The organism is Flavobacterium chungangensis (assembly GCF_042654045.1).
GTDB lineage: Bacteria > Bacteroidota > Bacteroidia > Flavobacteriales > Flavobacteriaceae > Flavobacterium > Flavobacterium chungangensis.
In genome coordinates, this window is sequence record NZ_JBHSFY010000015.1 from 86,225 (window position 1) to 99,415 (window position 13,191).

12 protein-coding genes are annotated in these 13,191 nt (G+C 33.6%); 10 read left to right on the top strand and 2 right to left on the bottom strand.

Annotated features, from left to right (window positions below; all coding sequences use genetic code 11):
• Window positions 1–68 precede the first annotated feature (68 nt).
• From ACFO3N_RS20390 to ACFO3N_RS20405, 4 genes are all read left to right on the top strand, one after another.
• Window positions 69–833, top strand: coding sequence for a TonB-dependent receptor (locus ACFO3N_RS20390; protein ID WP_379800752.1), 765 nt, complete (start codon window positions 69–71; stop codon window positions 831–833).
• A 1-nt stretch (window position 834) separates the two neighbouring features.
• Window positions 835–2,457: an outer membrane beta-barrel family protein gene (locus tag ACFO3N_RS20395; RefSeq protein ID WP_379800753.1), complete on the top strand. Its 1,623-nt coding sequence runs from the start codon at window positions 835–837 to the stop codon at window positions 2,455–2,457.
• 169 nt (window positions 2,458–2,626) lie between these two features.
• The gene (locus ACFO3N_RS20400; protein ID WP_379800755.1) at window positions 2,627–3,214 is read left to right on the top strand and encodes a TetR/AcrR family transcriptional regulator; all 588 of its coding nucleotides are present in this window, start codon (window positions 2,627–2,629) and stop codon (window positions 3,212–3,214) included.
• Window positions 3,215–3,280: 66 nt separating this feature from the next.
• The gene (locus ACFO3N_RS20405) at window positions 3,281–4,090 is read left to right on the top strand and encodes an SDR family NAD(P)-dependent oxidoreductase (protein WP_379800756.1); all 810 of its coding nucleotides are present in this window, start codon (window positions 3,281–3,283) and stop codon (window positions 4,088–4,090) included.
• 264 nt (window positions 4,091–4,354) lie between these two features.
• Here ACFO3N_RS20405 and ACFO3N_RS20410 read toward each other — a convergent pair whose 3' ends face one another.
• The gene (locus ACFO3N_RS20410; RefSeq protein WP_379800757.1) at window positions 4,355–5,077 is read right to left on the bottom strand and encodes a beta/alpha barrel domain-containing protein; all 723 of its coding nucleotides are present in this window, start codon (window positions 5,075–5,077) and stop codon (window positions 4,355–4,357) included.
• Window positions 5,078–5,448: 371 nt separating this feature from the next.
• Between ACFO3N_RS20410 and ACFO3N_RS20415 the strand changes: the two genes are divergently transcribed.
• The 6 genes from ACFO3N_RS20415 to ACFO3N_RS20440 all read left to right on the top strand — a co-directional run bounded on the left by ACFO3N_RS20415 (window position 5,449) and on the right by ACFO3N_RS20440 (window position 12,637).
• Window positions 5,449–6,348, top strand: a complete 900-nt coding sequence (locus tag ACFO3N_RS20415) for a carbohydrate kinase family protein (protein ID WP_379800758.1) — start codon at window positions 5,449–5,451, stop codon at window positions 6,346–6,348.
• Window positions 6,349–6,644: 296 nt separating this feature from the next.
• A complete protein-coding gene (locus ACFO3N_RS20420; RefSeq protein WP_379800759.1) occupies window positions 6,645–8,822 on the top strand; it encodes an HAD-IIB family hydrolase in 2,178 nt (725 codons plus the stop codon).
• A gap of 265 nt (window positions 8,823–9,087) precedes the next feature.
• The gene (locus ACFO3N_RS20425) at window positions 9,088–10,599 is read left to right on the top strand and encodes a glycoside hydrolase family protein (RefSeq protein WP_379800760.1); all 1,512 of its coding nucleotides are present in this window, start codon (window positions 9,088–9,090) and stop codon (window positions 10,597–10,599) included.
• A gap of 6 nt (window positions 10,600–10,605) precedes the next feature.
• Window positions 10,606–11,127 (top strand): PPC domain-containing DNA-binding protein, encoded by a 522-nt coding sequence (locus ACFO3N_RS20430; RefSeq protein WP_379800761.1) that lies wholly within the window; start codon window positions 10,606–10,608, stop codon window positions 11,125–11,127.
• 153 nt (window positions 11,128–11,280) lie between these two features.
• On the top strand, window positions 11,281–11,871 hold the full coding sequence (locus ACFO3N_RS20435) for a Crp/Fnr family transcriptional regulator (protein WP_379800762.1): 591 nt from the start codon (window positions 11,281–11,283) through the stop codon (window positions 11,869–11,871).
• A 76-nt stretch (window positions 11,872–11,947) separates the two neighbouring features.
• The gene (locus ACFO3N_RS20440) at window positions 11,948–12,637 is read left to right on the top strand and encodes a CPBP family intramembrane glutamic endopeptidase (RefSeq protein WP_379800764.1); all 690 of its coding nucleotides are present in this window, start codon (window positions 11,948–11,950) and stop codon (window positions 12,635–12,637) included.
• Window positions 12,638–12,720: 83 nt separating this feature from the next.
• Here the strand turns inward: ACFO3N_RS20440 and ACFO3N_RS20445 are convergent, their stop codons facing one another.
• Window positions 12,721–13,077, bottom strand: coding sequence for a hypothetical protein (locus tag ACFO3N_RS20445; RefSeq protein WP_379800765.1), 357 nt, complete (start codon window positions 13,075–13,077; stop codon window positions 12,721–12,723).
• Between the last annotated feature and the right edge of the window lie 114 nt (window positions 13,078–13,191).

The window sequence follows — 13,191 nt, forward strand, 5'->3', positions numbered from 1 at the left end:
GTTTGTCGATAAAAGTGGTTTTTGGGTTTTAATTCTAACAGTTTTGTCCTGTAATTAATTTTTAAACCATGAACAGAATCATTTTAGTATCAGTCTTATTTCTATTTCAAATTAACGTATTTGCCCAACAATATTTAGTAAAAGGAAAAATCATCAATCAGAACAAAACACCGCTTGAATTTGCAACGGCAACTTTATTAAAAGCAGATAAAATCTTGCACAAACAAACTTCAACTGATAGTTTAGGTAACTTTATTTTAAGTACTGAAAATGGAAATTATAGATTAATCATCGAACAATTTGGAACTGAATTTAGCAACAAAGAAATAATCGTAAATCAAGATCTTGATTTAGGAATAATTGAAGTGAAAGAATTGGTGCAATTAGATGGCGTAACTGTAAAATCAAGAAAAAAATTGGTAGAGCAAAAAGTAGATCGTTTGGTTTTTAATGTCGAAAACTCTGTTGTTGCGACTGGCGGAACTGCTTTAGACGCTCTGAAATCTACACCAACAGTGAGAGTCCAGAACGAAACAATTTCTATTGTTGGAAAAGGAGAAGTTTTGGTTATGATTGATGATCGTTTAAATAAAATAACTCAGGAAGATCTTGTTGCTTTTCTAAGATCGATTCCTGCAGATAACATTAAAAGTATTGAGGTAATTACAACGCCTCCAGCAAAATATGAAGCGGAAGGAAATAGCGGCTTGATCAATATTAAACTGAAGACTGCTAAAGCGCAATTCTTGGACCGCAAATCTTGGAACTACTTATACACAAAGAAGTTATGCAAGCGGAAACATCAACGGATTATTTATATACAATTACAATAAATTGTCGCTTCAAGCTTCAATCAATAAAGGAACAGATCAATTTCACACGACTTCGGATAACCGAATTTATTATCCTAATGAAGTTTGGAAACAAGATATTGCAACCAAATCAAAAACAGATTTATTGAGCATTGGTTTTGGTGCCGATTATAAACTGACTGAAAATTGGACTTCTGGAGTAAAATATTTAGGAAGTTTTAACGACAGAAATTCAGCAAATAATCCGCTCACAACTCGTTACAATACTGCTGGAGAAATCAATTCTTATATATTATCTGATGTAAATGCACAGAACAAACCGCAAATGAATTCGGTAAACTGGAATAACGTCTTTAATTTAAATAATGAAGGGGAAAACATTACAGTAGATTTGGATTATTTTGACTACCAAAAAGACGATTCACGTGCGTTTTCGGGAAATGAAATGGATAATCAGAAAGAAAATATTCCTGGAACTTATTTTGCAGCAATTAATTCTAATTTAAACCGATTGAAAAATTATTCAGCAAAAATGGATGTTTCTCTTCCTTATTCTTGGGCGAATATTAGCTTTGGCGGAAAAGGATTTTATACGAATACTAAAAATAATTTAACGGTTTTTGACAATGAAACGGGAACTCCTATTCTGGACACTAATTATTCTAATATATTCACGTACAAAGAGTACAACGAGGCAATCTATTTTTCTGCAAATAAAAAATTAAGCGAAAAATGGGAAACGCAAATTGGTTTAAGAACCGAAGCGACACAAACCGAAGGCTATTCTGAAAATCTAAACCAAACTAACAAAAACAATTATATCAAATTGTTTCCAACCGCTTATGTGACTTACAATGCAAATGATAACAATTCCTACTCTTTAAATTACAGCCGAAGAATCCGCAGACCTGATTTTGATTATTTGAATCCGTTTGTGATTAGAACCAGTCCATTTTACTATTCTGAAGGAAATCCGTTTTTGAAGCCTTCTATTATAGACAATTTACAATTCTCTTATATTCGCAATCAAAAATGGGTAAATAATATCTATTTTTCTCAAGTTTCAGATTTCGGGCAAGAATTAGCAATTATCGATCCTGAAACCAACATTACGAAAAGCACGCCAGTTAATTACGCCGACACTTACCAAATCGGTCTTTCAACGTATTACAATTTCAATAAATACACATGGTGGAACAGCTTTATGGGATTGAATTTAAACTATCAAAATGTAAAATCGAGAACAAATCTAATTGCTTCTGTAGATGGTTACAACGGCTATATTTACACCAATAATGATTTTACGGTAAATCAATCTAAAACTCTTTTTATGGGTTTAAATTATGGTTTGCAATTGCCAGGACGCTATCAGGTTTTTAATATTTCGACTTTAAATATTTTAGATGTTTCCGTGAAATTTCTAGCTTTAAAAAAGAATCTTTCGATTACTTTAACCGGAGAAGATTTATTGAACGCACAAAAACCTTTAATTTCTTATTATTCAAACGGAATTAAAAATACAATGAAAAATTATGGCGATTCAAGAGCTTTTAGAATTGCTTTGAGTTATAAATTCGGGAACCAAAGTGTGAAATCTAAAGAACGAAACTTTGGAAATGAAGAGGAAAGAAATCGTGCAAATTAGTTTTTTATAATAAATTAAATTGAGGCAAAATGGCTTTAAACATTACCGTTTGCAAATGTTTGAAGCTGTTTTATCTCTTTAAAAAACAATCAAATACATAAAAAAATCATTATTTATTTGTTTTTATGACCAATCGGTCATATATTTGCATCGTTAAATACAATCCATCATGACAAAAGGTGAAGAAACCAGACAATTTATTATAGAAAAAGCGGCTCCTATTTTTAATACAAAAGGAATTGCAGCTACTTCTATGAGCGATATTATGGAGGCTACGAAATTGTCTAAAGGAAGTATGTATGTACATTTTGAAAACAAAGATGTTTTGGCCTGCGCAGCTGTAGATCATAATGTGAAAATATTAAGTTCTAAACTTGAAAATGCACTTAGAGAAGGTAAAAGTGCTAAAGAGCAGCTTTTTGCATATATCGATTTTTTCAGCAATCCAATAAATCCACCAGTAATTGGCGGATGTCCTTTGCTAAACTTTGGAACCGAAGCAGACGACACCAACCCGATTGTGAAAGAAAAAGTAAACGCTGCCATCAAACGCGGACAAGTGCTTTTAACTTCGATTATAGAAAAAGGAATTGCCGATAAAGAATTTGATTCTAATTGGAATGCATCAGAATTTGCCATTACACTTTTTGCCATGCTGGAAGGAGGACACTTAATGTCTCGAGTGTCTGGCAATAATGATAACATGAAAACAATAGAGAAAACGCTTAAAAAAATTATATCTGAAAAATTGATATAATTTTTTTTATCCTAAAAATGACCGATTGGTCATTTTTAAAATTAATTAATTATAAAAACAAATACCATGTCAAAAACAATTTTAATTACAGGAGCTTCAAAAGGATTTGGAAGAGCTTGGGCAGAAGCTTTTTTAGCTAAAGGATACAATGTAGCAGGAACTGCTAGAAACCTTGAAACCTTAAACGATTTAAAAGAAAAATACGGAAATGCGATTTTACCTTTAAAATTGGATGTAAATAACCGTCAAGAATCATTAGAAGTGGTTCAAAAAGTAAAACAGCATTTCGGAACTATCGATGTTTTGATCAATAATGCAGGTTACGCACTTACAGGCGCAGTGGAAGAAGCAAGCGAAAGCGAAGCTAGAGAACAATTTGAAACGAATTTCTTTGGTACATTATGGTTAACCCAAGCCGTGCTTCCTATTATGAGAGAGCAAAAAAGCGGTCATATTATTCAAGTTTCATCAATTTTAGGATTGGCAACATTACCAACTGCAATGGGACTTTACAGCGCTTCTAAATTTGCTGTAGAAGGTTTAAGCGAAACGTTAGCATCTGAAGTAAAACAATTCGGAATCAACGTAACTTTATTAGAACCAAACGGATACGAATCTAATATCTGGCATACTGGAATTACCAGCGAAAGTTTACCTTATTATGACGAAATCAAAAAAGCTCTAGCTGAAAGAGAAAACATTTTTGGAAAAGTGCAGGCAACAGCTCCAGCAGTTGTGAATTTGGTCGAATCAGAAAATCCGCCATTACGATTGTTGTTAGGAAAAGTAGCGTTACCATTCGTAAAACAAAGCTATGAGCAAAGATTAGAAAACTGGGAAAAATGGAATGACGTTTCAATTGAAGCTCATGGTTAATTAGTTTCTAAAAAACATTTCAAAATTGAGTTATCATTCCGTAGGAATGTTTGGTCGGTAGAAAAAATCAACAATTGCATTGACGTTCCGTAGGAACGTTTGATACGCGCCACCATAAAAAAATGATAAAAATCAGACGTTCCTACGGAACGTAAAACAATAACAACATAATTCTACCGACCAGATGTTCCTACGGAACAACATAATTTAGATAAAAATAAAATGGGACTGTCTCAATCTTTAGCAACAGTCCCGTTTTATTTCTTAGAAAGCTCTCCTGTATGTATTCATAATTGTTTTGAACAAATCTTTATTGGATGGCGGCGAAAGCACAATTGCTTTTGAGCCCGAATTTATAGATTCTTCGATATTATGTAAACTTTTCCCGCCAGTTGCCATTACAGGAAAATCGGGAAATTTAGTCGTAATTTCTTTTACAATTTTAGCAGTATGTGATCCTCCAGAAACATGGAAAACATTTACTCCTGCATCGATTTTTCCTTTTAAAAAATCATAATCAGATGAAGCAACAGTTGCTACAATCGGTATTGCAATTTTTTCTCTTATTTTTTTGATGTCCTTATTTTCAAACGGAATATTTACAATAATTCCCGATGCACCTGCTTCTTCCGCATAAATTGCCATTTCTACCGACTTCTTCCCTTTAGTTGTTCCGCCTTCAACACCACAGACAACAGGTTTTCCAGAGAAATCTATCAGCGTTTTGATTATTTTAGGTGATGGTGGAAAAGGATAAACCGCAAGAATTGCATCGGCATCATTATTTTCAATAAGTGCCATATCTGTCGAAAAAAGGAAAGATTTTAAATTTTCGTTTTTTAGCAACAAACCTTGACAATTTTGGCCAATAATCTCTGGCGTAGTCAACGCTTTATTTACGGTTTTATTCCTTCTGAATAATCGATCCCAGAGAGAGATTTTCTTCTTATTTCCCCAAAATGAATCTGAAATTAAATTGATTTCCATGGTCTTGATTTTTGCATTATGACCAAATTTAGGATATTGAAATTTATTTTTTTTATAAAATAAATGCGAAAAATTACATTTTGTAATGAGTTGGAAAAAATTTGTAGTGAAATAAAATCTGCCTATTATTTTAATGGGATTTCTAATCTAGGAAACCCCATATTCTTTTCATCTTCTATTAAATTATAATTTTACAAAAATAGGAACACATCGTAAACAAATAGAAATCAAAACCTTATGATTTGCAAAGTGAACAGATTGTTATGATTTTTAAATTTGGGTTGCAGAAACCGTTATTCTTTTTTATTTTTATGAAATCGCGTGAAACTCTAATCACTCGATTTAATATTTACAAATAAGAGAAAATTAAAATGAGCAACGACAAAAAACTAAAAGCTGTCGCTTTCGGAGAAGTACTTTGGGATATTTTTGGCAATGAAAAAAAAATTGGTGGAGCGCCATTAAATGTAGCGCTTCGCATGAAAGCCCTAGGCGTTGATTCTAATATGATTAGCTGTGTAGGAAATGATGCAGATGGAGAGGAAATCATAAACGAAGTCAGCAAACTAGGTCTGGAAACAAATACTATTTTAAGATCTGATGATTTCCCGACAGGATTGGTAAATGTAACTTTAGACGAAAGCAAATCGGCTACTTATGAGATTCTTTATCCTTCGGCTTGGGACAAAATTATCCTAAACGAAGAAACTAGAGAATTGGTCGTAAAATCAGATGTTTTAATTTATGGAAGTTTGGTCTGCAGAGATGAAGTTTCTAGAAAAGCATTAGAAGAATTGCTCCACACACATACTTATAAAGTTTTTGATGTCAATCTTCGAAAACCACATTATGATTACGAAATTCTACAGCACTTAATGCAAGCAGCCAATTTCATCAAATTTAATGATGAAGAGCTAATGGAAATAAGCGCTGCATTAGATTCTCCTTACAATACTTTAGAAGAAAACATGAACTTCATCTGCTCTTTAACCAATGCTACAGCTATCTGTGTAACAAGAGGAAAAGATGGAGCTTTACTTTTATGGGATAAACATCTGTACGAAAACGAAGGTTATACCGTAAAAGTTGAAGATACCGTTGGTGCGGGAGATTCCTTTTTAGGAGCTTTGGTCACTTCACTTTTAAATGGAAAAGAACCGCAAGCGGCCTTAAATTTTGCTTGTGCCACAGGCGCTTTAGTCGCCGGATCTGCAGGTGGAAATCCCGAAATTTCAATCTTTGACATTGAAAATCTGATCAATAAAAATTAATATTCCTTAGATATGATAGTCAAACCCGACAGGTTTTAAAAACCTGTCGGGTTTCGTTATAAAATATAGAAAGCTAGTATTTATGAATTGCCTTCAGCTTTAGCTAAAGGTTAAAATTTCTGTTATTAAAAAGGCTTTAGCCAAATATTACTTTTAGGCTAAAGCCATCACCTTTTTATACTTAAAACATTTCTTTTCGCTTTCAAACATGGGAACTATGTAAATTTAAAATGTAATTATTTCTTCCTAATCGATACAAGCGCTGTAACTTGCATTTTTAAAATAATTAATGAAGAATGATGAAAAAATTACGAATTTCTCTTATCAATATACACGGACTTTTGAAGGGTTCTGGTCTCGAAATCGGTCGAGATGCTGACAACGGAGGTCAGACCAAATACATATACGAACTAGCAGAATTTTTATCGCAACATGAAGATGTAGAACACGTTCATCTTTTTACCAGATTAATAGATGATCCCGCTCTTTCGCCAGAATACGCCGTACCTATAGAAATTATTAATGATAAACTAGACATAAGGCGAATTCCGTTTCTGGGGAAAAAATATAAAGCAAAAGAACAGCTTTGGGAAGGTCTTGATACTTTTGTGAACGGCGCGATGCAACATATCAAACAACACAATATTTTCCCAGATTGGATTCACTCTCACTACGCAGACGCTGGATATGCCGCAGCCGAATTATCAGCCGTTTTAAACATTCCTTTTGCCCATACAGGACATTCTTTAGGATTCTACAAAAAGAAAAAACTAATTGAAAGCGGAGAAACGGAAGAAGAACTGGAAAAAAAATACAAGTTTAAAGCCAGAATCGCCGCGGAAGAAAGAACATTAGAACTCGCAGAGTTTATTGTTACTTCTACCGAACAGGAAATTGAAACCTACAAAGCATACAAAAACTTTGAATTAGGAAAATACCACGCCATTTCTCCTGGAATTGACACCCGAAAATTTGTTCCTTATTATTATCAAGAAAACGATTCGGACAAACATATGGAAGAAGCGCAACGAAAATACTGGGTTGCAGAAAGCATTTCTAAATTTTTAACCAATCCGCACAAGCCTATAATTCTGGCACTTTCAAGACCTGACCGTCATAAAAACTTGAACACTTTAATTGAAGTTTACGGAAAAGACAAAGAACTCCAAAGCATAGCCAATCTGGTCATTTTTGCGGGTATAAGAAAAGACATTGCCAAAATGCCAGAATCTGAAAAGAACGTTTTAACAGATCTGCTTCTTTTGATGGATAAATACGATTTGTACGGAAAAATGGCCATTCCGAAGAAACATGATGTTGAAAATGAAGTTTCGATTATCTACCGCTATGCCGCAGAAAAAAGAGGTGTTTTTGTGAATTTAGCTTTGCATGAAAACTTCGGCTTGACCGTAATAGAATCGGCTAGTTCTGGACTTCCCGTTGTGGTAACCAAAAATGGTGGGCCTTCAGAAATTATTCCGGTTTGCCAAAACGGAGAATTGGTAAATCCACAAGAAGAAAGCCAAATTAAAAAAGCGCTCCGCAATATTCTAACCGATGAAAATAAATGGAAATATTATTCGAATAATGGAGCGATCAATATTCAGAAACATTACAGTTGGGTTAGCCACGTCAATCACTATGTAGATATAATTAATGAAAACTTATCTGTTTCCTCGACTGGAATCAAAAAACAGCATTATCCCAATATCAATGTCGACCGTTTAAAAAGAAAAATTGATCACCTATTGGTTTCAGATATTGACGGCACTTTAATAGAGCCCAAACTTGCAAATCCAGGTTTAAAAGAATTAAAAGCCCATTTAACAAATCGTACCGATAAAATGGCTTTTGCAATGGCCTCTGGACGTAATTTGGCACTCGTAAAAAAAGTAATTGACGAAGAAGAATTCCCTCTACCCGATTTCATTATCTGTTCGGTTGGAACTGAAATCTATTATACAAACGGAAAGGATTATATTCTAGATAAAGGCTGGGCCAAATTTCTCTCTGGAAGATGGAAAAGAGACGAAATTGTCAATAAACTGAAAGGCATAAAATGGATTAAACTTCAGGAAGAAGAAGCGCAAAACCCTTTTAAAATCTCTTATTATTATGATAAAGAACATTACGATCATGATGAGTTAATTCAAATTTTAGGAACGGGATGGTACAAAGTCAATATTATTCCGAGTCACGGTCAGTTTTTAGATTTTATTCCGAAAAGGGCTTCTAAAGGAAATGCTATTAAATTTTTATGCCGAAAATGGTCGATTCCTTTAGGAAACGTAATTGCTGCAGGAGATTCAGGAAATGATGTTGATATGTTTAGAGGTCCAGTGAAAGGAATTATTGTCGGAAATCGAAGTTCTGAACTTGCCGATTACGAAACAACCAAAAATATTTATGTCGCTAAAAATTCAGCTTCAGAGGGAATTTTGGAAGGTTTAAAACATTATAAAGTGATAAAATAATTCATTCGTTGAAAATGATTTATTTAAACACATAGAAACATAGATTTTATTCTGAATTAAAAGAGCCGAAAAAAAAACTAGTTTCTAACACATAGTAAACGAGAAGTCAACTTTGTCAAAGTTCAAAACTTTGACAAAGTTTAACGGTTAAAAGATCTATGTCCATTTTAACTAAATAAAATGCCTTTTTTAACCCAAACTAAAGCTATGATTCTATGTGTTTAAAAAATTAAAAATATACTAACAGTTTAAAATAAATAATAAAATGTATTCAGGTTCAGGATTTAGCAACTGGGAAATTGGAGATGTTGATGTATTTATAGATGAAAAAGGAATCCATCATTTATTTCATTTAATCATTCCCAATCACGATTATATCGCTCATGCCATTTCAAAAGATGGCCTTTCGTGGAAACGAGTAAAAAATGCCTTATTTGTTGGCGATCCCGGAGAATGGGACGATGATATGTTATGGACGATGCATATCAGCAAAAAATCGGATGGAGAAGGTTATGAAATGTATTATACAGGCCTTAAACGCCAAGATAAAGGAATCGAACAAAAAGTAGGAAGAGCAATTTCTACCGATTTACTCAATTGGAAAAAAGAAAATCTATACGGACTTCCTTTTAAAAGTGAAGCGCCACATTATGAGGGCAAGAATAATAATCCGCGTCAATGGATAAGCTTTCGTGACCCATTTAAATACCAATACAAAGGAGAAGATTATTTGCTAATCTGTGCCCGAAGCGCCTCTGGACCAACATACCGCAGGGGCTGTATTGGTGTAGCCAAAAGAGAAAAAGAAGGTTATGTGCTGCAAAAACCGCTTCATATTCCGTACGTGTATGATGATGTAGAATGCCCGTGTGTGTTTGAAATTAAAGGAACGCATTATCTTTTGGGATCCATCAGAGAAGATATTAAAATCCGTTATTGGTCTTCGCCAGAATTTAGGGCAGAGTATTCTGCATTTCACAATAATGTACTGATGCCACAAGGAAACTATGCCGCAAGAGTGGTTAAAGATGGAAAACACTTCTTGGTTTACAATTTCTATTTCGCAGACGGAAACGTCAATACACATCGTGTGATTCCGCCACCAAAAGAATTGGATGTCGATAAAAGCGGAAGACTTCTTTTGAAAAGCTATTATTATTGGCAAAAACTGTATCAGAAAACCATACTTCAAAAAGATCTGCCTCTTCCCTTACCTATTTTAGGAAATCCGACAGCAGAATTTGTTTTGGAAAATGAAAACAAATGGCGATTTGGATGCCGAAGCGGTTATGAAATTTATGGTTTCGAAAAGCCATCAAATGATTTTGTTTGGGAAGGCACATTGTCTGTTGAAGGAATGGGAAAAACGGGCTTTGTCATTGAATGTGATAAAGAAGGAACTGGATATTATATTTCGATTGATTTTATGAATGGTTTCGTGCAGTTTAGAGCTTGGGGATTCAATGAAAAGGATGTGAAGAATAATTTTATCTTTGAAAACATCCAAACCAATCAGTTTGAAATTAGTGACGAAAAACAAATTTCCTTCAAAATTATCCGCTACGGAAATTACTATGAACTTTCGATAAATGACATTGTAAAACTAACTTTATTGGATTTTAAATACAATGAAGGAAAGGTCGGAATCTATGTCTGTTCGGCTGTAATTTCGATAAGCGATTCTAAAATTCATGTCATTCCAGAACCAGAAAACGAGTACGCGGCTTCTGATCCTGAAAAATATGATAATGAATTACAACCCAATTCTCTAATATAAATACTTATGAATTTGCAATCCCTTAAAATTGGTATGGCATTGGTGCTTTTAATGTCTCTTAATTTTGCTAATGCCCAACAGAAAGATGCTGAAAAATGCCGTTACACCAAAACACCTCAAGGTTATCTGATGGTTCTTCGCGAAGGCGATAATGTTTTGGAACTAATTGAAAAATTAGCCAAAGAGCAAAATATTCCGTCAGCAAATTTTACCGGAATTGGTTTTGCGCAAGACGTCACTTTTGGATTTTATGATTTCAACCAAAAGAAATTCCACCCCAAAACTTTCAATAAAGTAGAAATGGGAAGCCTTACGGGATCTATTGCCTGGAGCGGCGACAAACCTTCGATACACATGCACGGCGTTGCAACCGATGATAAATTTGATGCTTACGGCGGTCATATTCTTGGACTGAAAGTTGGAACGGGTTCAATGGAAATTTATATCACTGTAAATCCTGAAAAACTAGAAAGAAAAATAGAACAGCCATTGAATGCAAATGTTTTACAATTGCCTTGTTTAAAGTAGATTTTTGCCGTTTTAAACTTTGTCAAAGTTTAGAACTTTGACAAAGTTGTCCTAACAGTCTTCTCAAAAAATATAAGTAAACAGGATAATAAAGCTGTTTTTATTTTGAAAGATAAAACTTATATTGGCATTCCAAACTGATAATTCTAAAAAATGCCACATAATCCTTCTCCAGAAGATGTAAAGAGAATTTTCGAAAATTATTTTACTGCCGATATGAATATCTGGACGGGATTTTCGGAAAAAATTAGAGTCCGTGAATTTGACAAATCTGAAATTATAAAAGATTATCACGGTGTCGAAAAATACCTTAATATCATCATTAAAGGATCGGCTGGACTATTTGTTTGGGATGGCAAAAGAGATATTTGCATTAATCTTCTTTACGAAAATAGTTTTATTAGCGATTATATGTCTTTCTTAAATCAGCAACCTTCTGTTATTAAAACCGAAGCTTTAGAAGATGTAACGCTCTGGTCGATTTCTCATCAAGATTTAAATGAATTGTACCAAAGATCGGAAACGGGTTTGCGAATCGGAAAAGCTATTTCTGAAATGCTTTATGTTCGTAAACAGCAAGAACAAATAAACCTGTTGACACTTTCACCACAAGAACGTTATTTAAAACTTATAGAAGGACGTCCAGAAATTTTTCAAAGAACGCCACTTAAAATCATTGCTTCCTATTTGGGATTGACGGCCGAAAGTTTAAGCCGAATTCGAAAAAGAGTTATGGAAAAATAATTTCTTACCCAAAGTCAATTTTATTCTCATTTTCACGCCCTAAGTTTGCTTCACTAAACCAAACAAATTTAAAACGATGAAAAATAAAATTAACTTTGGCGCTATTATAGTTTATTATGTAATTGCTGTAATCTGCAGATATGCAGCTGTTAAAACCAATTTATTATCTGGAATAGAAAATCCGTATTTAGCCATTTTGCTGCGCGGTGTTGGTCCTGCTTTAGGAGCTTGGACTGCAATAAAAATATTCTCGCTTCATAATCCAATGTCATTAAAAGGAATTTATAAAAATGCTCTAGTTCCGTTTGCCGTTTATTGGATTCTTCCAGCCATTTTAATTGCAAGTGTTTATTACTTTACAATTGGTAAATTCCCAATTTTATTAATGTTTACGGTTTTGGCTTACGGACTTTTAGAAGAAATCGGTTGGCGTGGATTTTTACAAGAACAATTAAAATCGCTTCCTAAATTTACTTCCATATTGATTATAGCTGTTCTTTGGTTTGCATGGCATTTAAACTTCGAAATAACGCCAAGCAATATGATTTTCTTCGGAATCATTTTCTTCGGAAGTTGGGGAATCGGAAAAGTATATACTTCTACAGGATCGTTATTGGCAGTTGCAGGAGTACATTCGCTAAACAATTTCTTCCGTAATGGCTTGCACGAAACAGAACTTACTTTAATCGCAATTTTATTAGTAATATGGGTTGGTTTTATTATTCTTTATAACAGAAAATATAAAACTGTAGTAAATCCAGCATAGGCTTTAAACTCTAAACTTTGTCAAAGTTTTAAACTTTGACAAAGTTGACTCCCAATTTAATATGTGTTAAAAATTATTCTCCCTTAATTTAACCGTTCTGTAGTTTCCATTCTCAAACAATGTTCACTTCCTAAATACAAAGGATCTCCATGTTTCTCAGACCAAAATCCGTCTAAAACATCTTTTGTAATGCATCTATAAACCGCAACTCCTTTATAGGTTTTATGGTCATCGCCTTTATAACTGAAATTAATTACCAGAATATTGTCTTTAAAGAAACCCGTTCCTTTTTGTTTATGCGAGTTGATAATCCAATCTGCTTTTATGCGGTTGTTTTGATCTAACGTCAGCGTTAAAACACCTTTGTATGTTATCTCATTATTCTCGTCCTGATTGCTTCCAGAAATGGAATAAGTGCCTACTAAATCTTGTACTGTCATTTATTTAATGCGGTATTTATTGGCAAAAGTAAAAATTATCTTTTAAATCATTTTTTTCTACTAAAAACGCATTCTAAGCTTTTAAAATAAAAGTTGAAATTTTGTTAATTTCTT

Excerpts from the sequence above, each read along its gene's own strand:
- ACFO3N_RS20390 (WP_379800752.1), top strand. The coding sequence starts at position 69 with ATGAACAGAATCATTTTAGTATCAGTCTTATTTCTATTTCAAATTAAC.
- ACFO3N_RS20400 (WP_379800755.1), top strand. The coding sequence starts at position 2,627 with ATGACAAAAGGTGAAGAAACCAGACAATTTATTATAGAAAAAGCGGCT.
- ACFO3N_RS20405 (WP_379800756.1), top strand. The coding sequence starts at position 3,281 with ATGTCAAAAACAATTTTAATTACAGGAGCTTCAAAAGGATTTGGAAGA.
- ACFO3N_RS20410 (WP_379800757.1), bottom strand. The coding sequence starts at position 5,077 with ATGGAAATCAATTTAATTTCAGATTCATTTTGGGGAAATAAGAAGAAA.
- ACFO3N_RS20415 (WP_379800758.1), top strand. The coding sequence starts at position 5,449 with ATGAGCAACGACAAAAAACTAAAAGCTGTCGCTTTCGGAGAAGTACTT.
- ACFO3N_RS20420 (WP_379800759.1), top strand. The coding sequence starts at position 6,645 with ATGATGAAAAAATTACGAATTTCTCTTATCAATATACACGGACTTTTG.
- ACFO3N_RS20425 (WP_379800760.1), top strand. The coding sequence starts at position 9,088 with ATGTATTCAGGTTCAGGATTTAGCAACTGGGAAATTGGAGATGTTGAT.
- ACFO3N_RS20430 (WP_379800761.1), top strand. The coding sequence starts at position 10,606 with ATGAATTTGCAATCCCTTAAAATTGGTATGGCATTGGTGCTTTTAATG.
- ACFO3N_RS20435 (WP_379800762.1), top strand. The coding sequence starts at position 11,281 with ATGCCACATAATCCTTCTCCAGAAGATGTAAAGAGAATTTTCGAAAAT.
- ACFO3N_RS20440 (WP_379800764.1), top strand. The coding sequence starts at position 11,948 with ATGAAAAATAAAATTAACTTTGGCGCTATTATAGTTTATTATGTAATT.
- ACFO3N_RS20445 (WP_379800765.1), bottom strand. The coding sequence starts at position 13,077 with ATGACAGTACAAGATTTAGTAGGCACTTATTCCATTTCTGGAAGCAAT.